We start from the raw sequence: 21,152 nt of genomic DNA, 5'->3' as shown, positions 1-21,152 counted from the left end.
GCGTCCGTTTCTTCATATTAATACTCTGTATTAAATAGTTCAGTTCTTTGCTTCTCCCCTTCTTCTAGAATAGCATCAGCAAAATCTTGGTCTAACATCCACTGAAATTCTTCTGGGCCACCACCCATAAACTGTGTCATTTCACCTGCTGCTAGGTCTGCTTCTGTATATGTTGGCTTGAGAACCGTTGTAGAATACACCTGAATATTCTTTTCAGCCCAATAATCTGGATAAGCAAGTGGATGTCTATCAATCAATAGATACTGGTCTGAATTTGTAAAATCATTCATATATGTGTCTACGACATACCACTGACCATCTACGTATACCTGATTCCAATCAGAATCCCATACACCATCTTGTGGGTCTGTTATTTCGTAGCTATTCTCCACAAAGCATGGAATTCCAAGCTGACGCATAACCTCATAAAATGCATGAGCATATCCTACTGCATAAGATGGTTGTTGGCCTGTTGCATCTCTACCAGATTCATCTAAAATAGTTGCATCAGTTTGTTGCTCTATAGGAAACATTTGTGTTCGAAGATAATTATCTACAAATACAACCTTCTCTCTATCGGACATTTCTGGAGTCCATACTTGATAAAGCTCCATCATTACATCGAATCCGCAGAGATATCCCTCAGTTGTGTGTGCTACTTTTCCTTCATAGACACCTTTTGTTCTATAATGATTCCATAAATCTGTGAACTTATTTCCATACTGTTCTTTAACCTCTGGGTACATGGCTGCATATGTCGCAGCATCAAAATTTTCACCTTCATTATCCAAGTATTGAGACCAACCAAAAAACTGATAGTTGCACAAAAAATCTTGTGCAGGAATTTTTACAAATGGGTAACCAGTTTTATCTGCTTCTGCCATTAATGCATTAGCCTCTGCTTTTTGTATTGCCTCACTTCTGGCTCTATTCAAGTTGTCTATATATGGATGTACTGTTGCCTCCCAATCTGTATCATAATGCTCGAACTCATACCATCCCGTTCTTGGATCCTGAGGTCTGTAATAATCTAAGTATTCAACGATTTCAGCATGTGCAGTCATTGTATACACAGGTACTATCATTGAAACTGCCATCATTGAAACTGCTAACTTTTTAAAAAACTTCTTCATATTTCACAACTCCTTTACTCTGCAAACATTATGACCTGTCCGTCTGGAAGAGTCATTCCATTTACCATCTCTCCATAGCCTGCAAAGCCGCCCATGCCATCAGCAAATCCAATCTGTCCGTCCATTTCAACTACACACCACTGATGCTTGTTTTCATTTTCATTTACGTGGTACCAATTGTAGCCCATGTAATCAAGGATTCTGCCAAGAGCCCTTGTGGAGCCTGCGCATGTGTATACTCCATAAACGAATGGACCAGCTGGCGACTTGTAAGCTTTTAAATCATCTGAACCATACTGTGACTCTGCACAATGGAGACTTACTATGTATGCTGCCATGTTTACTCTATCAAGGTCTGTCTGTAATGTAGGCTCAGCCATAATCGCATCTGCATAGTATTTTGCATTTAATTCTGCAAGTGTTACAGCCTCCTGAGGAAGCTTATTACCATAATACGAGTGGGCTACATTAGCTGCATTTAATGTATCCTGAGTTACATTGGCATAACCTATATTGGCTGCCTTTGCACTTGTGCTATAGCCTACAAGTAAAGTTCCTACTACTGCAAACATCATCATTCTTTTTACAAACTTTTTCATACTCAATTCCTTTCTATAAATAAATGCTTTCTGGTGCTGCATCTACCAATCAGGCATTACACTATCGAGTAATTTCACAACTCATTCTCTATATGTAATATTTTCAGATTATTTATTGGTTAGTTTAATATACACCCTTGCCACCCCCTTGTCAATACCGCCAAGTCCAGTATTTTCAACGGTTTAATCACTTTTTTACATTTTTTTGAAAAAAAAATAGGCTGATGAGAGGTTCTAGGTTGAGAACCTTCATCAGTCCACTTATTTATAGCATTGTTTGTTTATTAATCTCTAGAGAATACGTCTCTGGTGTATACTTTGTCTTTTACGTCGTCTAGGCATGTGTCGTAGCGGTTTGCAATAATTGCGTCGCTCATGGCCTTGAACTTTGAGAGGTCGTTAACGACCTTGGAGCCAAAGAATGTTGTGCCGTCTTCGAGGGTTGGCTCGTAGATGACTACTGTAGCACCCTTGGCTTTAACACGCTTCATAACACCCTGGATTGAAGACTGACGGAAGTTGTCTGAGTTAGACTTCATTGTAAGGCGGTAAACGCCGATTGTAACTTCCTTCTCTGCTTCCTTGCTGTACTGGTTGGCCTCTTCGTAGCCGTAGTAGCCAGCCTTTTTGAGAACCTGGTCAGCAATGAAATCCTTACGTGTGCGGTTTGATTCTACGATTGCACGGATAAGCTCCTGTGGAACATCGTTGTAGTTTGCGAGAAGCTGCTTTGTATCCTTTGGTAAGCAGTATCCGCCGTAACCAAATGATGGGTTGTTGTACTGGTCTGTGATACGAGGGTCAAGGCAAACGCCCTTGATGATAGCCTGTGTATCAAGGCCCTTTGTCTCTGCGTATGTATCAAGCTCGTTGAAGTAGCTAACACGAAGAGCAAGGTATGTGTTGGCAAAAAGCTTTACAGCCTCTGCTTCTGTAAATCCCATAACGAGTGTGTCGATGTTTTCTTTGATTGCACCTTCCTGAAGAAGTGATGCAAACTCATGAGCAGCCTTTGTAAGCTCAGCATCATTTTCATCTGTACCAACGATGATACGGCTTGGATAAAGGTTGTCGTATAAAGCGCGAGACTCGCGAAGGAACTCAGGGCTGAATAAGATTTTGTCTGAGTACATCTTTTCACGGATACGCTTTGTGTAACCTACAGGAATTGTAGATTTGATAACCATGAATGCATTAGGATTTACTTTTTTAACAAGCTCGATAACTGCTTCTACTGCAGATGTATCGAAGTAATCCTTTGTGCTGTCGTAGTTTGTAGGTGTTGCGATAACTACGAATTCAGCATCCTTGTATGCAGCCTCTCCATCGAGAGTAGCTGTTAAATCAAGCTCCTTATTTGCAAGATAATCTTCAATCTCTGGATCAACGATTGGAGACTTTCTGTTGTTAATTAATTCAACCTTTTCTGGAATAACATCAACTGCTGTTACGTGATTGTGCTGCGCCAAAAGTGTAGCTATTGAAAGTCCAACATAACCTGTACCAGCTACTGCAATTTTTCTATTCATCACTTTCTCCTATTCTTCCTTCAAACGATACCAACCGTCGAGAATCGACAAGTTAGGATTGTAATATGGATCGCCTTTTTCTAATATATCAGGCCAAAGCTTTTCAAGCTTTTCTACTTCTGAATTGAAACGAGCAACCTTCTCGCCTGTATCTTCGTAGCCACGAGATTTTGACTCGTAGTGATAAAGCTCTGCGTGAGGATTGTAAACTACTAAGTATCCTTTATCGCGAACCTTCATACAGAAGTCTACATCATTAAAGGCAACTGCCAATTCTTCAGTAAGTCCGCCTACCTCTTCAAATACATCCTTGCGTACCATCAGGCAGGCTGCTGTAACTGCAGATAAATCCTGAGTAGTTACCGCACGGAACATGTATCCTGGCTCGCTTCTTTCAAGGCCAACAAATGTGTGACCAGCGATACCGCCGATTCCCATAACAACACCGGCATGCTGCACTGTGTTGTCTGGATAATAAAGGAGTGAACCACATATACCAACATCAGGACGAAGACAAACATCTACCATTTCCTTGATGCAGTTTTCATTGATTATTTCAGTATCATTATTTAAAAGCAAATACATCTCACCGCTGGCTGCCTTGGCACCGCAGTTGTTGATTGCAGAGAAGTTGAAGCCTGGTGTTGCGTAACGAACGATTTTCACATCAGGACGATTCTCGATGCTCTTGTAATATTCGAAAGTTTCTGGCTCTGTAGAATTGTTTTCTACAATGATGAACTCGATGTTTTTGTATGAGCTGCGGGCGTCGATTGATTTGATGCACTTGTCCAAATCATCTGTGTGATCCTTGTTTGGAATGATGATAGAAACAAGTGGCTCCTTGCCCCAGTTGTATACTGTACGGTATGTGCCGTAGAAAGTATCCTGCTCAACCTTTGCTGGGATACCCATTCTGTCGTAGTGAGCCTGCACAGCCTTGCAACCAGCATCGAAAGCGTAAAGCTTGCTCTCTGCGCTCATGGCTGTAGACGCTGCATGACTACGCCAGTGATAAAGTGCCTTTGGCACATGATGGATGTTCTTTGCAGCCTCGCAATATCTCAAAATCAAATCGTGATCCTGAGCTCCATCGTACTCTTTATTGAATCCGCCAACTGTGTCATACAAGCTACGCTTGAAGATGAAAAGATGGCAGATGTAATTAACTGAACAAAGTAAGTCGAGATTGAAATCCGGCTTGAAGACTGGCTCAAAGTATTCCTTAGAATCCATTGAGATTTTATCCTCGTCAGTGTAGATAACATCTATGCTGCGGTCCTTGTTGATTGCAGCAACACACTCGTACATTGCATTTGGTGCAAGTGTATCATCGTGATCAGAAAGAACGATGTAGTCACCAGTTGCAAGTGCAATGGCTGCATTAGTATTTTCTGAAATACCAAGATTGTCATCCAGGTGAGTGTATTTAATTCTGCTGTCAGAACCGTATTTTTTATTAATAAACTGTCCCAATGTTTCATCAGGACTTCCATCTGCAAGACAAAGCTCCCAGTTTGGATATGTCTGTGCAACGATGGAATCGATGAGCTCCACAAGGAATTTCTCAGGAGTCTGATACATTGGAATAACAATGCTCATCAGTGGATTGTATTCGAACTTTTCATCACGCTGACGCTGAAGCTCTACCTCTGTAGGACCAAAGCTTGTAAGGAAATCCATGTATGTGTACTTTGGAGCCTCTGCATCCTTCAGCTTATCGATGGCATGCTTGATTGTAGCTCCAAGACCATTGTCCTGACGGTAAAGCTCGATACGCTCCCAGAGAGTTTTCTTTGGAAGAAGGTTGCCTCCAGTAAGAACGTGCTCTGTATCAACCTTACAATCGTAAACCTGACCATTTGCAGTAATTGTCATACGAAGCTTTTTATAATCGCCCTTGTCAAAAACAATCTCAAGACCAGAATCACATTTCTCAGTAAGCTCTGGATAAACTCCGTAAACATCTTTTCTGAACATACGCTTAACTGAGATTGGGATTTCTTTGTCGCCATCATATAAATGGAACTCCTCTGGAACATTTCCGATTGCCCAACCAAGAATCTGAATCTTGTCGTCTGTGACTGCTGCACGCTCAAGATTGTATTCGTACTCTTTTTTAAGCTTAATCAAATCCTTGCCAGTGGCCTTGTAAACCACTGAACGAACCTGATTTTTATCTCCTGCTTCCCCAAGAACACAGATAAGCTTCAGGCTCTTTACCTGGTGCAAATCCTCTGGCAAATTAATCTCACCAACGTATTCCTTTGAAACACTTTTGTGAGCAGCAATGTATCTACGACGAACTTCATTGCCTTCGTTGATGGTCAAATCCAAATCATATGGCTTGCCATTCATCTCACAAACAAGGCTGTATCCCTTTGGATTATCAAATGGATAAAAGCCCTGGAATAATAATGTATTTTTCTTTAATAGGTGATATCTGATGAATACCACATTAAAAGTATCTCTCAAAATATATATCCTTCTAAGTAAATTATTTGGCACTTGAATTATTTAACAACCCAACTGCCAGTTTTTACATCAAATTTTTGGACGCCACCACGGCTGTATCCATCCTCAACTGTAAGTGTGGATACAATCTCATCTGTTAACGTACCGTCTGCAATTATATCATAGAATAAATCTTCTACAAGTTTTGCATCAGCTAAAAGACCATCTGACAGATTTCTGCTGGCGCTTGCGTACTGTTTTACATAATCCAAAATACCGGACTGAAGCATTTTCACATCATCGCTGACGTAATCATCATCCTTGAAATGAGGTGTAGGTACGCCATTTTCCATGGTGAAATTAATAAGCTGGCCAAATGGTGCTGACAAAGCACTCTCCAAAAACAGCTGATATTTAAGAAGCTTGCTATTTGGAATCTCCTTTGGATCAGTGATGGTGTAGATAGCATCTGCTCTTCCACCGATTCGCTCAGGCTTGTTTGAATGTAGTGCCAAGTAATGGCCTGCGATATCTCTGCCTGTAAGCTTCATCAAGAAGTACTGAATTGTACCTGAGAATCCCACATCCACGACAGCTAAATCCGAAGATGTTGCAAGGAATTCACTGGCATAGTTCATGTATGCATTCTTTTCAATTTTGCTTCTTTCAAAGATTTCCTCTTTGTATGGCTGAATAGCCTTCATAAGCTCGTCTGTGTCTGTCTCGTAATCGAACTGCTTATCCTCATCATCCTCATGAAGTTCAATGCCAAATCTTTCATTCAAAAGATTGCTGAAGCTTCCCTGATATTTCTGAGAAAGAAGCTCTCGAATATCCTCATCATTTTCAAGAGCAGGCACTGCACAAGCTCTTCTGGATGTAAGGAAGTAATGGATGTCTGGCAAAGCCTCACCCTTTTGATTGCAGTACTCTTTGATAAGCTGCTCAAGCATGTATCCCTCGCGAGACAACAGAAGAAGGCTTTCTTTTTCGCTGGCATTTTTATTAACCAGCCACTGAACAAATCCTGCCATCAATGGCCCCATTGTAGAATACCCAAAGTCGTAGTTATTCTTGAAATGGAAACCACCCTTTTCATCAAAGGCAAATGGAGAATTGAAAATTCCTCCGTTGATAACCTGTCCTAGCACAAGTGAGTTTGCAATACTCTTGCTTGCGTATTCTTTCAAATAATCGAAGTCTGATAGCTCAAGCATAGCCATTGGATTGAGAACGATATGGCTTGCCACTCCCTTATCCATAAGGATTTGTGAATCAGAACAGAAGTTGTCTCCAACGTGGATAAAGCTTGAAGGGTTTATTCCTGTCAGAAGCATATTCCACATTGAACCATCATCTTTTCTTGCTCCAACTTCGCACGAGATGAAAAGCTCATCGTATCCACCAATTCCGCACTTGTGAAGAAGTCCAACAACCTGTGCACGGTTGAGATACATATCGCTGACAAGGATGACATGACGTCCCATGGATTTTACTGCATTGAACACATCCACCATATCCTTACGAGGAACGCAAAGGCGTGTTTCGATGTCCACCTCAAGCTTTTTGATATCCATAGCGAAATCGCCAAGTGTTCTATCCTTTGCTACTTCCACATAAATCTTGTCCAGAGTGGTCATTGGGCCAAACTGAGCTGTTGCAGCTGCCTCAGCATTTTTTCGAATCTTAAGGAAATCAACTTTCTTGCCGTATTTTTCAAGAATGATCCGGCTTATAAGATTGAACACATCATCCGGCTTGAAGATAGTGCGTGTAATCAGTGTGTCGAAAATATCGAAGGACACCACATCATATCCACCAAGCTTCATTGCGAGAAGCTCTTTATCCACCTTGAAGGTGTTGAAAAATGGACGAAGACTCTTATTCTTAACAGTATCTTCTGAATCAAGATAAAGGATGAAATCGTCGTATCCCTGCTTTCTTGAAACGAATGGAAGAATACGCTCCAAGGCATGAGCAAATGTGCCATCTGTCTGACCCTGCTCCCTTGGGAAATCTTCGTATGTGTATTCCTTCTCAAATAGTGGACGAAGTGCATCTGTTCTAGCCCAGAAGAAAGAACCTGCTGGGTAGTTGAATACTGAAGGCATCTCGCCTAAATCAAACTCATCGAAAAGTTCCTTTGCAATGCCTGCATTTTTCAACCATGAATAAGCGATGGTTGGAACCTCCTCCTGAATATCAGGATAGATAAGACCTGCATTGCTATTTTTAAATAAGTCAAAAATCTGATTAATCTTGTCTGGCGAACCAAGAAGTAACTCAAGAGAGAATCGTCTCCATCCGCCCTTTTCCTCACCTGAATACAAAGATTTCTTTGAATGGATGTGAAGGAAATAGTCGTGATTTAAAATCTCCGGACCAAACTTTACATAAAGGGGTGCAAGATCACGACCTCTGTTTGGAAGGTTGCGGACATCGATTTTCTGAACCTGCTTAAGTTCCTTTAAACCTGCCTTGATTGCATTTACATCTGCATCCTCCTGGCAGGATATATATAAATCAAACTTGAATGGGATGTTTGCAAAATAGCTAACAAACTCTGGCAACAAATCTACATAGAAAAGATGAAGATGAACTGCCACCGATGGCTGTGGCTCTCCCTGGGCAGCGCGGCGCTTTGCTTCCTTGGCAGCTGCCTTGACACGCTTTGCCTCTTCTTTGGCTGCACGCTTTGCCTGTCGAGCAGGAGTATCCTTGCCTGTCAAAAATGATTTGAATGCGCGGATATTTTCCAGGGTCTTGTAGCCTCTAGTATTAACTGTGTTCTCGTAAATTGTACGAAGCTCAGCATTTACAGCCTCGATGTTTCTGATGTGCACATCCTTTGCTTCTATTAATTCCTGGAGCTGCTTAATCTGATAATCGCGGCTGGCAATAGCAAAATCTGCGCCTGTCTTGCTACGACTGTTTGCATGCTCTCTAAGCTCGTGAAGGTTTTTAACATCCTTGAAAATATATTTTGACTGGAAGTGATCTTCCATCTTTTGATATGCTTCTCTTTCAGCATCTGGAATGTCTACCAAATGTTCTGGCAAATCGCTGAACTTACTAGCTCTGAAGAACACATAGTTGATTGGTACCAAAAAGTCGAAAGTCCACTCGTAATCGATAATCTCCCAGCCTTTTGCTGTCTTGATAACATTGTCAAAAATCAAATCAACATCAAGGTAATTTGCTGCAAGAACACCTCTTGGCAAATCAACATCTCCGAAGACCTCTCTGAAGCCATCTGAAATAGCAAATTCCTTTGCATTTTTCATGTAGGCATTTTTGACAGCCTCAATAAACTGCTGAGCATCGGCTGATGTGAGATGCTCACCTTCAAGGAATTCACTTTCGATTCTGTCATCAACTAAACTACTTTCGTTAACGCAAAAATCAGAGCCTTGCAATGCGTCCTGCAAGCCTCTGTAACTATCAAAAACTCTTTTTATATGTGCTATTCCTTGTTCATCGTAAGGGCGTTTAATTACTACCTTTCGTCCATCCCTTTCCACGATATCAGTGATGATATTGTACTTTGGGTTACGCTCGTTCGAAAGCTTTTCATATAGTAGTCTATCCATTATTTTGCAATGAGCAGATAGTCGCCTGCTCCTCCCCCTATATAATCCTCAGCATAAATCTCTGTTGTAAACAAATAATCTGGGCTGACGCGATATGTGGTGATTTCACTGAAGCCTGCTTCCTTTAAAAGGCGCTTTGTGAAATCTGCAATTCGATCCTTTTCTGGCAGGGCATATACCAATCTGCCATCCGCTGAAAGCATCTTTTTAAGAGTGGCTGGTGTTTCGTTTAAATGGCCAAGGCTGATAATAATATTAAATGTGCCTTTAATATCTGAAAGCATTTCTGCAGCAACTTCAGTAACCTGTGTTGCCTGTTCCTTTAGCCATTCAACCAAAGCTTCGCTATCTGGATCAATGATGAGCACATTGTCCCCATCGCCTATTCCTACTGGCGACAAAACATTGCTTCTCAGGTGAGAAAGCCTAAGGATGGCATCCTCTGTTCCTTCATCAAAAATCCTTCTATTGTACTTTTCCTGAATCATAGCCGCTCCCCTTTACTTAACCTGGCTTACGCTAACTTTTGAATTCATATCATAAAAACCAACAGTGTTTTTAGTGCTAACAACTGTGATATTCATTACATCGTACAATCTATGATAAGCAACAAAATCAACACCATCAAAACCTGTACAGCTAATAGACATTAGGTACTCGCCACCCTGCATATCCATTTTCTGAGTAAATGTAGCAACGTATTCGCTGCCTTCCTTACAAAGACCCACATCGCACTTTTCGTACATGGTGTTCGTACCAGTAACATCGATACCCTTGAGTGTCTTGAATGTAAGTGTGAAGATAGGATTTTCAATATCTGTATTGAAGTGCACCTTTGACTTAACAGTGAAAGTGCTGCCCTTCATAATTGCATTTGTATAATTACCGCTATCATCGATAACAGCAAAATCTACGATAGTAGCACGGCCATCGCCATACTCATTAACATTAGGATTGAGCTGATAATTAGACTTCCAATTATCACCAGAGTTATCATCCGCACCGCTGAATGAATCCAGTGCATCTACCTTGCTATTAAGCACAGGCTCCTGACCAACCAATATCTTTTTATAGATATCAATCATATCCTTTGGAGCACCCTCGGCAACCTTATCGCCCTTATTGATAAGCACTGCTCTATCGCAATACTTGCTGATGGCACCCAAATCGTGGGAAACGAAAAGAATTGTCTTTCCGGCTGCCTTGAACTCTTCGAACTTTTTATAGCACTTTGCCTGGAAGAAAACATCACCAACAGAAAGTGCCTCATCAACGATGAGAATCTCTGGGTCGATGTTGATAGCCACGGCAAATGCAAGTCTTACGAACATACCGCTTGAATATGTCTTCACTGGCTGGAAAACGAAATCTCCGATATCAGCAAATGACAAAATATCATCAAGCTTCTCATCAATTTCCTCTTTGGTATAGCCAAGCATGGTACCATTCAAGTAGATATTCTCCATACCTGTATATTCCATATTAAAACCAGCACCAAGCTCCAGCAAAGCCGAGATACGGCCGTCCACTGTAACCTCACCTCTAGTAGGTGAAAGCACACCAGTAATAATCTTTAAAATAGTGGACTTTCCCGAACCATTAGTACCGATAAGCCCAACACACTCGCCCTGCTTCACTGCAAAGCTCATATCCTTCAAAGCATAATGCTCTCTATAATTCTTCTTTCTAGTAAGGCCCAGTGTATCAGCCACCCTAGCCTTATTGCTATCGTAGAGCTTATAGACCTTGTCCACATGCTCCACATTTATAACGTAATCGCTCATAACGTCTCCTAAAAAATCTTGCCTTTTATCCCAACATTTTACCATAAAACCCTGCATCCGCAAAGTCCGAAGGGGATGGTGGCGACATAAAAAAAGCACCGCGGATGCGGTGCTTTATGGACTGTGTTAGATTGCGGATAGGTCGGCGAAGTCGGTTATGACGCCGTCCACGCCTAGGCGCTGGAGCGAAAGCATTTGGCCCTTGGTGTCTGGAGTGTAGCAGTAAACCATGGCTCCTGCTTCGTGGATAGCCCTGACGGTTTTTGGTGTAAGGGTCTTCATGTTGACTCCGTAGTATTCGGCTGGGTATCTGGTAGGTAAGGTTGATTTACCGAAGGATGCCAGCATCATGATTGGTTGATCAGGTGCGATTTCCTTGATTTGTGAGAGGTAATCGTACTTGAATGAAAGGAATACTACGCGGTCTAGAAGATTATATTCTGCGCATTTTTCATAGACTTCGTTGGCGAAATCAGGGTCCTCACCGATGTCTTTGAGTTCGCAAAAAATCCGCATGTTAGTAGCTTGCAAAAGAGCTAGGGTTTGATCCAGGGTTGGAATGCGCTCGAGGCGGTATTCTCTGCCGAACCATTCTCCTGCGTCAACTTGCAATAGTTCTTCGTATGTATAGTCAGCGACTGATTTATCGTCGCCTGTTAATCGTTCAAGAGTGTCGTCGTGGTAGATAACCAGCTCTCCGTCTTTGGTTTTTCTGACGTCAAATTCAACTGTTTTGGCGCCACATGCGTAGGCTCCAGCGAAGGCACTAAGGGTATTTTCGGGGTACATACCTGAGTAGCCTCTGTGAGCTACTACCTGCACCACAATATCCTCATCAGCATTTGCTGGTAAATAATAGAATTCGTTTAAGAAAACCAGAGACAATAGCAAGGTCACCATGCTGACAGCGACGGCTCTTCTTGCTTTGAAAAAACGTGGTATTTTCATATTCAGGCCCCCTTTATCAAGTTACTAATATTTTACCACTAATTCAATTGTCTGACAGCAAGCCTTGAACAAAAATATTGTCCGAAATCTGCCATTATAATTTATACAATTTGTAGTCTTTACAAAGCGTCTGCAAACTGAGGCTGGAGCTTCTTAAATACGTGTGTTCCAAGAAGGAAAATAACGATTGTAAAGCACCAGAAATAAAGTGTTAAGCCTGGCTTCTCCCAAAATCCTATCTGACCAATAAAGCTGTCACGATAGCCACTTGTGATGTAGTACATTGGGTTGAGCTGGAGAACAATGCTTAACCAGTTTGGAATCTTGTCAACCATGGCATCAAAGTTCCACATGATTGGCGTTGCCCAGATGCCTACCTGTAAAAGAATATTTACAAGCTGAGCCATATCCTTGAAGAATACGCAAAGTGAGCTTGTAAGATAGATTAGTCCGATTGTAAGTACCATCATGGCACATGAATAATAAAGGGCCTGTAAAATATATGGTGTAATTGGAAATCTGTATAACAGATAAACAAGCAAAGTAAATAATACAAAGAAGCCGTGCACAAAAAGGGATGACACTGCTTTTACAACAGGTAAAACGTTGATAGGGAATACAACCTTCTTAACAAGATAATTGTACTCATGTAGAACAACGGTACCTGCTGAGAGTACCTCGCTAAAATAGAACCATGGAACGATACCAGCTGAAAGCCACAGTACGAATGGAGCGCTGATGCCAGCCTTTGTGCCCTGTGTTCCCTGATTAAGAGCCTTATCAAAAACAATCCAGTATACAAGGATTGTAATGATTGGCTGAACGAAGGCCCAAATAACACCAAGTGTTGAGCCAGCAAACTTCTGCTTGAAATCGTTCTTAGCAAGTTTCTGTATTAATTTTTTGTTTGTTAAAATGTTTTTAATCATAATATTCCTAATTCATTTTTATGTGCTTATTCTGATTCTCGTATCCACTTAAATCAAGAGTCCAGTCTGATGAGCCATCTTCCTTTTCTTCCACAAGGGTAAATCCCATATCTCCGTAGAAGTTCTTAACCATTTTGTTTTTAGCTGTTGGAAGATAATGACCTCGAAGCTCCTTAACTCCACGAGCCTTAAGGCGTGCCACCAATTCGTCCATCATAGCAAATTCCATATCGCGCTTGAGTACACGACAGCTCATAAGCCAAAGATCGATGTCACATGTCTCGCCATCAACGTGTCCAATTGCGACAGTAACAACACCATTGTCACCAAACTTATCAATAAGCTTTCCGTAAAGAGTGACATAGTTTGAATCAGCTGCAGTCTCCTCGATTTCTGTTTGAGTGAAACGCTTTGTTGTAAGGTTAAACTGATTTGACTTATTTGTAAGCTGTGCAATGCGGGCCATGTAAACTGGTGCAAAGCTATCTATTTCTGCCTGCATCTCTAACGAGTCGAGATACTGGCCATAATCAGTGAAGCTGCTCTGAAGCTTAGCTCTTGCAGCGTTCTCCTGATACATTTCATTTCTCTTTAAATCGTCTGCGGAAATGTTTGTTGCTTCAAAGAAGCCTGAGCGGTCGATTGTCTGGATATAGTGAACCACATTATCAAGCTCTGGTGCACATACACCCTTAAGCTGTTCTGTTACAATGTGACGCTCTGCTGGATTGTCATCAACAAATACCAAGCTTTCTGGAAGAAGGGTAAGCTCTGACGCAATGTCTGCAAAGTTTTTATCCTTTGGATCCCAGTTGGCCTTGATTGAAATGAAATCCTTTTCCTGGAATTCGCTGTCAGGATGGTTAATACCTGCAATAGCGTTTTCCATGTCGTTTTTTGAATCTACATTTAATATTATGCCAAGCTGCTGATGTGCTTTAAGGTAACGCTGGAACTCTGTATATGCCTGCCCCTCAGCTTCCTCTGGGCCAAGGACAATGCCATCAACACCATCGTCACCGATAACGCCGCCCCAAAGAGTGTTATCCAAATCAAGAACAAATCCCTTTTTATTCTTTCCAAGAAGTGACTTGATAATGTTGGCCACATTGAAAGAAAGCGATGGGATTGCTGGAACGCACATAGCGTATTTGTACATGTACCAGTAGAATGGATCAGACCATTCCTTCAAACCGTAATCTGCTGAGATGTAATTGATATCGCAGATATAATAATTCTCAGTAGCCATGGCATAGTCATACATGCGCTGATTTAGGCGTGTGATGAAGTTCATGGAACCACGGTAATCGTATGCATCTCTGTTGCCAAGAAGTCTGAATAAAGGCATCTCGAAATTGTTCTGGATGATTGGGCAATTGTACTTTTCAGCAAGTGTCTTCCAGATTGTTTCGAACTTTGCGTATTGTGCATCTAAAAGCTCATCAACTGCTACCCTATCCATTGCGAGATTTGGGTAGCTTGTGATGTTGCGATTGCTAGTGCACACATAAATGATGTCAGGTGCAAACTCTTCCAATTCAGGATTAGGAAAAACAGCATCCTCATAATACTTGTTGTATTCACTCTCGTAAAACTCTGGACGAATGCCATTGTTAAGCAAGAACAATTCAAGCATAAGAATAATATTGGCAGTAGTGCCTCCGCCAAGAACTGCAATCTTCTTGTCTATAAACTTTGTGTCTGTAGCAAGAAGCTCTTTTTTAATTCTCTTTTTCTTTGATAGTAAATAATCGCTATCAAATGGATACTCTAATTCCTTCATAAGCACCTCTCATAATTAATTGTTAACAGCAGACATGCCGCCGTCAGAATAATATCTATAAATGCTAACATCATCGTTTGTAAAAACTAGTTTTAACTTTGGGCTGTTTTCCCAATAGTCCGGATGATTTAATTCGGTAACAACCAGATAATCAACACCACTCATTTCCATAGCCGCTTCTGCAACTGCAGTATCCTCGCTATAGAATTTTTCATTGATGGAAAGCATGGCCTCAACCTGCTTTTCTGTGATGTCAGAATAGTCGTAGCCTTCTATATATACCTGACGCTCAGAAAAAGCGCTACAGTAGAAATAGATGCTTCTGTAATCTAAATCCTCAGTGAATCTATCTACAGCAACCACTGCGTCCTCAGCCGTGTTGTCTCTAAGCCATAAATAAGCTTCCATTGTATCAGCGGAAACAAGATCCTGGCGGTCGCCAGCCTCTGATTCATAAACAGCCTCTTGCTTGATATCGTCGTAGCAAAAATATCCAATATCAATTATTAAAAAGGCTGTTCCAATGCCAAAGAAAAGGTATGTGACATATGAAATCAATGTCTTTTTGTTCTCAATAAGATATTTCATTGCACCGTAGAAGATAAAGGCTGCATTTGTGATAACGAAATATCCCTGAGACAATCCTGGCACGCTAACTGAACAAAAGGCAGCAACGCCAATAATCACTGAACCAATTACGAACCAGTCAAATATATCTCCAATAACTTTTTCTTTGATAAGTGTTTTGAACTTGCTGTATGCAAAAGCTGCAAACGCTAAAATGCAAGGACCAACAATACATACAATGCAAAGAAGAACAGCAATGATCACCCATGGGAAAGCCATGTAATCAAGACCAAGCTTTGAGAAAACCTGACCTACACGGCTGGCATCAAGTGTACCTGCTGGTGTAACTTCCATGGCTCTGTTGTTTGCGCCAGATGGATTTAATCCAACGGTAACTATCATGTATGTAAGTACGAATCCTAATGATGCACAAAATACATAGAAGAATCTAGGCATGTGAATCTTTTTAACCAGGATCGACTCAATAATAAATACTGACCAGGAAATTGTCACAAGAACAATTCCTGTAGTTCCCTTGAAACCAGTGGCAGTAGCTGCTAAAAGATAGATTGCTATCATCACTCTGACAGAGAACTTATCGTACCAAACATCTACTAAAACATCTACCAAAAGAACTGTGATAGATAAAGCAAGCCCCATAGCATTGCCGTTTCCAAACAAGTGATTATTCAACCAAGATGTTGGAAGCTTAGCTCCAACAACATTTACAGGAAGCAAGCAAATGCATGAAACAAGCATTCCTGCATAGTAAGAATAGTATCTAACGCCACGAATACTTCTGCCACCGCGAAGTCTCTCGCCTATAATCATCATGGCAAGAGTGAGTGGCCACGCACAAATCAAAGCATTGCCATTCATGTATAGTCTGAAGGCATCCATGCCAAAGATGTGCTTGCACATGGCAAAAATAAGCTCATAAAAATAATGATAATAAAATGTTAGCCCAGAGATTCTGATATCTCCATTTGGGAAAGAACGGCTCAAGGATACAATGTTTCCTGTATGGAAAAGGAAATCATGGTAAACCTGAGTAGTCTGTCCTGATAAGGCGCCAGCATATTTAAGCTGGAAATTAATAGTAGAAACTATAAAAATAAATCCAAATATAATTATTCCGAGCCATTTAAAATGCTCATAAGCATTGTAAACTGATGGGCGTCCTTTTTTGAAATAGCGGATAAGAGCTATCGAAGAAAGGATTGGGCCCGCAATGGTGATTAGGCCATTAACGCCGATTATTGACTCGATAAAATAAATGGTAGCTAGACAGATGAAGCCTAGGAAAAATCCAGATAAAAGTCTGGTGTATGCCTTTAATCGTCTAGGCAAAAGGAACTCCACAAGGAGCATTCCTGGCACCTGTATCCAAAAAATAACATATAACCAAAATATTACTGTAATTGCAAAGCTAAAAGTCATTAACTCTCCTCTTTCTCATCTGGGGCAAGCTGTCCCAGTTTAAAGTGCTTGCGGCAAAGTGCCACATAAGAGTCGTTTGCTCCAAGCATAACCTGTGGGCCTGAGCGTACAACTCCGCCTTCATTATATCTAGTGTTGCATGTGGCCTTGCGTCCACACCAGCACACAGTTTTGACTTCGTGAATAACATCAGCAATTGTGATAAGTCGTTCTGAACCTGGGAAAAGCTTATTTCTAAAATCTGCTCTAAGTCCATAAGCAACCACAGGCACATCCATAAAATCAACAATATCAGATAGAAAATCTACCTGCTCTGGTGTTGCAAACTGTACCTCATCAACAATGATGCAATCATATTTTTTAATTTCCTCCTCAGGCATTTTTATTAAATCCTCGAGGAAGACGCATTCGTTCTCCAAGCCGATTCTAGAGCGAACAACTCTCTCGCCGAATCTGGTATCCATTTCTGGCTTAACCAAAAGCGCATTCTGACCAACTTCCTGATAGTTGAAATGAGTCATAAGGGCATTAGCTGTCTTTGAAGAACCCATAGCTCCATAATAATAGTACAATTTTGCCATACAAAAAACCCCTTTACATAAATTGACAGAAGACCGAGCTTAGCCTTCTGTCTGGTTATAAATATTTTAATAATTACTTGTTTAAAAGTCAAAAAACTTTGTCCCATGCAAGAGTCTCTAATTCTGTGGCTCTGTGAATAATTCGAGCATTTGCCTTGCCATGGTTCTTAACAAAATACAATGCTAAATCAGCAGCATTCATATAATCCCACGCTCTATTGAGTGGTCTAGGGATGTGATTTACGATTCCCTGGGAAACTGTGACCTTTCCTATACCAAGGGCCTCGCCAGCAATTTCCATTGATTTTTGTATGTGACGAGCAACTTCTTTTATTTGCTCATCAGTCATGTCGTAGTAGTAAATGATGAATTCATCACCACCGTATCTAGCAACGAAAATCTTATCATCTTCGACACTCTTTAAAATTTTAGCAAGCATCACCAAAAGCTCATCGCCCTTGGCATGACCGTATGTGTCGTTTACTTCCTTGAAGAAATCGATATCCATCATTTCAACAGCAAGTGTTTTGCCTTCGTTATTAGCTAACACAAAAAGCTCATCAATAACTGTATTGAGCTTCAGTCTGTTGGCAATACCTGTGAGAGGATCTGTCTCTGCGGCAGCCGAAAGGAACAGATTCTTTGTGCGCTGCTGAGCAAGCTCTGAACGAAGACGAAGAGTGGTCAAAAATGAACGCTTATTATCAACTGTTTTGATAGTGTTATATCTATAGTAGTTGCTGTAACTAGCCATGAGGCGTTCTTTATCGCCCAATGCTTCGTACATCTTAATCTTGTACTCCTCAAGGAATACTCTTAGATTTATTAAATCGTCTTTTGATAAAACCTGTTCAGTCCTATCATACATCTTTTGAAGTTCCTGATAGTCTTTTTCTTCTGTGAGTATTTCAATAAGCTGCTTAGCCTCATCGAAATAAACAATATATTCCTGGCAAGCATAGAATGACTCCAGGCAAAGAGCCTTCATTTCCTGAATCTTTGCTGTGTTATTTTTAAACTTGTAATATACGTATCTGGCAATTCTAATATCGAAAAGATCATTTATCTCTGGGTACTTCGCAATGATTTTTTCCATCTCTGCAAGTGCCTGATCTGCACTTTCTTCATCCTTAAGGATTACATATAGCTTTACAATAAAAGCGTAATCCCCTGCCATAAGGCTAAGCTTGAAATCTTCGTCATCTATGAAACTGCAACATTCAATGGAACGATAATGATATTCTAGTGCTCTCTCGATAGCATCCATTTCCTCGCAAAGAGAAGCAAAATTAGAACACGCCATAGCTTCAATGGCGTACAATCTGTGTGCCCTGGCGATTTCCATGGCATTAATGAAATAATCTTCGCTAGTAATGAAATGACCTTCACTTCTGAAAATAATACCTAGCTCATTGTAGCATCTACATAAGAGCTCGTATTCGTCTGTTTTGGCGAGGCCTCGAACGCCTGCCGACATGTAATATAAAGCTTGCGAATAGTCCTGATTTTGGCAACATGCATCGCCAAGAGCACAACTTGCGTAATCCTTTAAATCTTGATTTCCGCATTCTTGTGCTAAATCAAACAAATCGCAAGCAAAGCTAAGGTGTTTTTCGTTATCCACCTTTCGATACTTGTTTACGTTTTTGATAAGTTCCTGTACTTCCGGAGCTTGCTTACTCAACAATTCTTCCACTTATTATTCCCCTTGGTCAAAATCCATTTTGCAGCCCTAAGCTGTGCAGGGGAATCCTTTCCCCTACTGGTAAAATCCGAATTTTACCCTGTTGGGGCGTATTATAACATGATTCTTAGACCGTGACTACAATTAATTGTGCGAAAAATTTTAATTTTGCAAATAAAGTGCCGCTGTAAGATGTCCCTCATCTGCAAAAACAAATACTACTATATTTGAATCGTATGTATTCACAAACTTAAGATCTAATGAGCCCCATGAAATTGTGGCATCCCAGCCCTCTGGCAGATAGTAAACTGGAAGAGAATGAGGATGTCTTTCAGTTGCTTTAATTCCTGCAGTCTTCATGGCTGCATATATGGTTGAAGAAACCTGACAAACGCCTCCGCCGATTCCTGTTGCATGTTGCTTATTGATAAATACTGGCGCCTCAACAAAACCATTTGCCGATGTACGCTTACCAATTGAATTTGATGCTGAGAAAGTTGTACCTGGTGCCACCACTGTACCATCTACCTTTTCTGCAGCTACTTCGATATTGTGGCCTCTAGCTGCATTTGGATCGTACTCTGTTGTATAGGCTCCAAGCAAAGTGTAGGTTTGAGGCATATCAGTTGCCAAAGCTCCAACTGAAGGAGTGCCATCGCGGCCCTCTGCCTTTCCAGACAATACATAATGAATAACATATGCTGGCATGTTATTTCCAAACACTGCCGCAAGGTCAGGATTCTTGATCATGTAGTCGGTAGCATTAAATGTACCACTGGCATTTCTTCCCTCGTACACACCATATTTGATGTAATGCTCAAGATAATATATGTAACTACCATCTGCCTTTGCCGCCACATCAGGATTCATAGCTGCATAGTAATCAGCATTTAAAACCTGCGAATAAATCTGGTATTCTTCCTGAGTAGCTGCCTTTGCATCGATATGTGGCATAAGCACAACAGCAAAAGCTAAAACAAAAAGTGACAAAATGGCTTTATTAATCTTAAAATTCATCCTCGTTCCTCCCAAACTAAGTTGTCTGAAAATTTTCTTAGTAACGCCATTTTATCACTTTTATTAGACAAATAAAACACCTCGGCCATTTTTTAACCGAGGTGTTAATAAAAACTTATTTATTCTTTCTTGTTTCCTGGTCAAGCTCCTTCTGCTTACGAAGTGCCCAAGCACGAAGTCCCTTTTTCTTCTTTGTATCCTGAGTAGCATTGCCACCGCGGATTCCCTTTACCTTTGTGATGTAAAGACCAGAAACTGTAGCCTTAACTTCCTTCTTTACAGGAACCTCATCAAAGATTTCTGCATCACAGATAAGAGTCATCATCTGTGGGCCAACCTTAGCCTTAACAACTGGAATCTTTGAATTCTTAGCATACCATGGTGTAGCAGCAACAACTGCCTCTGGAAGACCAGCTTCCTTAAGCTTCATTCGCTTCTTATCAATGATAAGCATTGAAACCTGCTGTGCAACTGCATCCATCTGATCCTGCTGCTCTGCACGCTTATCCTGTGCCTTCTTACCAAGAAAATATAATACAACGATTGCGGCAACCATAAGAACCGCAATAACGATGAGTACAATAGTCACTGTGCTCATAAAAACTTCCTCCTAATCTCCGGCTCCCCTGAGCCACAACTAGAAGCTATTTTACCATGCACGCCCCTCAAAATCAATATCTAGGCCCCATCTTACCTGCCCTTTTCCATCTATTCGCACTGGCCCAGCCAGCCCTCCCCATCGGGCCCGACCACCAGGTCCCCCTACGGGACATCGCATGAATATTATGTTTTTCTAAAGCACAAGGAGAACACACTTATTTACAGGTGTCTTTTGCAGGTCTGTACATTTTCTGAATCGGTATGTCTGTGGACGGACACACAGCTCTTGGTTTATATGGATTTCAAAAACTATGGATACCTTTGGGTGATTTTGGAATGAGCTTAGTAGAACAAAAAGAGATATTTGATATGGATGAGCAGCTGCCGCTAGGACGGCGGCAGCAGTGGTCACTTGAAACACGACGTTGAATGTGCCACGGTGCTCATACATACAAATATCTCTTTTTAAGTTCTACTTAGCGAATGTAATATGAACCCAAGGTACCATAGCTTT

General features: G+C 41.1%; 15 protein-coding genes. All 15 read right to left on the bottom strand.

Annotation, left to right across the window (positions count from 1 at the left end; all coding sequences use genetic code 11):
* Positions 1-17 precede the first annotated feature (17 nt).
* Positions 18-1,133, bottom strand: a complete 1,116-nt coding sequence (locus BMY66_RS09060) for a transglutaminase domain-containing protein (protein WP_090394916.1) — start codon at positions 1,131-1,133, stop codon at positions 18-20.
* Positions 1,134-1,147: 14 nt separating this feature from the next.
* Positions 1,148-1,732 (bottom strand): hypothetical protein, encoded by a 585-nt coding sequence (locus tag BMY66_RS09055; protein ID WP_090394915.1) that lies wholly within the window; start codon positions 1,730-1,732, stop codon positions 1,148-1,150.
* A 284-nt stretch (positions 1,733-2,016) separates the two neighbouring features.
* A complete protein-coding gene (locus tag BMY66_RS09050; protein WP_090394914.1) occupies positions 2,017-3,261 on the bottom strand; it encodes a nucleotide sugar dehydrogenase in 1,245 nt (414 codons plus the stop codon).
* Between the two features lie 9 nt (positions 3,262-3,270).
* On the bottom strand, positions 3,271-5,736 hold the full coding sequence (locus BMY66_RS09045; RefSeq protein ID WP_242942697.1) for a glycosyltransferase family 2 protein: 2,466 nt from the start codon (positions 5,734-5,736) through the stop codon (positions 3,271-3,273).
* 38 nt (positions 5,737-5,774) lie between these two features.
* Positions 5,775-9,305 (bottom strand): rhamnan synthesis F family protein, encoded by a 3,531-nt coding sequence (locus BMY66_RS09040; protein ID WP_090394913.1) that lies wholly within the window; start codon positions 9,303-9,305, stop codon positions 5,775-5,777.
* Positions 9,305-9,793: a hypothetical protein gene (locus BMY66_RS09035; RefSeq protein ID WP_044935431.1), complete on the bottom strand. Its 489-nt coding sequence runs from the start codon at positions 9,791-9,793 to the stop codon at positions 9,305-9,307. The genes BMY66_RS09040 and BMY66_RS09035 overlap by 1 nt, the downstream gene beginning before the upstream one ends.
* A 12-nt stretch (positions 9,794-9,805) precedes the next feature.
* Positions 9,806-11,089, bottom strand: a complete 1,284-nt coding sequence (locus BMY66_RS09030) for an ABC transporter ATP-binding protein (protein ID WP_090394912.1) — start codon at positions 11,087-11,089, stop codon at positions 9,806-9,808.
* 126 nt (positions 11,090-11,215) lie between these two features.
* Complete coding sequence (locus tag BMY66_RS09025; RefSeq protein ID WP_044935429.1) at positions 11,216-12,037, bottom strand: glycerophosphodiester phosphodiesterase; 822 nt, start codon at positions 12,035-12,037, stop codon at positions 11,216-11,218.
* Positions 12,038-12,156: 119 nt separating this feature from the next.
* Positions 12,157-12,966, bottom strand: coding sequence for an ABC transporter permease (locus BMY66_RS09020; RefSeq protein ID WP_090394911.1), 810 nt, complete (start codon positions 12,964-12,966; stop codon positions 12,157-12,159).
* A 7-nt stretch (positions 12,967-12,973) separates the two neighbouring features.
* The gene (locus BMY66_RS09015; protein WP_090394910.1) at positions 12,974-14,749 is read right to left on the bottom strand and encodes an HAD-IIIC family phosphatase; all 1,776 of its coding nucleotides are present in this window, start codon (positions 14,747-14,749) and stop codon (positions 12,974-12,976) included.
* 15 nt (positions 14,750-14,764) lie between these two features.
* Positions 14,765-16,756: a hypothetical protein gene (locus tag BMY66_RS09010; protein WP_090394909.1), complete on the bottom strand. Its 1,992-nt coding sequence runs from the start codon at positions 16,754-16,756 to the stop codon at positions 14,765-14,767.
* On the bottom strand, positions 16,756-17,337 hold the full coding sequence (locus BMY66_RS09005; protein ID WP_074789902.1) for a thymidine kinase: 582 nt from the start codon (positions 17,335-17,337) through the stop codon (positions 16,756-16,758). The genes BMY66_RS09010 and BMY66_RS09005 overlap by 1 nt, the downstream gene beginning before the upstream one ends.
* Before the next feature lie 88 nt (positions 17,338-17,425).
* Complete coding sequence (locus BMY66_RS09000; protein WP_090394908.1) at positions 17,426-19,033, bottom strand: GGDEF domain-containing protein; 1,608 nt, start codon at positions 19,031-19,033, stop codon at positions 17,426-17,428.
* A gap of 150 nt (positions 19,034-19,183) precedes the next feature.
* Positions 19,184-20,038 (bottom strand): VanW family protein, encoded by an 855-nt coding sequence (locus tag BMY66_RS08995; protein WP_090394907.1) that lies wholly within the window; start codon positions 20,036-20,038, stop codon positions 19,184-19,186.
* Between the two features lie 115 nt (positions 20,039-20,153).
* Positions 20,154-20,636 (bottom strand): hypothetical protein, encoded by a 483-nt coding sequence (locus BMY66_RS08990; RefSeq protein WP_074789896.1) that lies wholly within the window; start codon positions 20,634-20,636, stop codon positions 20,154-20,156.
* Between the last annotated feature and the right edge of the window lie 516 nt (positions 20,637-21,152).

It is taken from the genome of Pseudobutyrivibrio sp. C4, from assembly GCF_900111635.1.
GTDB lineage: Bacteria > Bacillota > Clostridia > Lachnospirales > Lachnospiraceae > Pseudobutyrivibrio > Pseudobutyrivibrio ruminis.
This window is presented reverse-complemented; position numbering and strand designations above follow the sequence as displayed.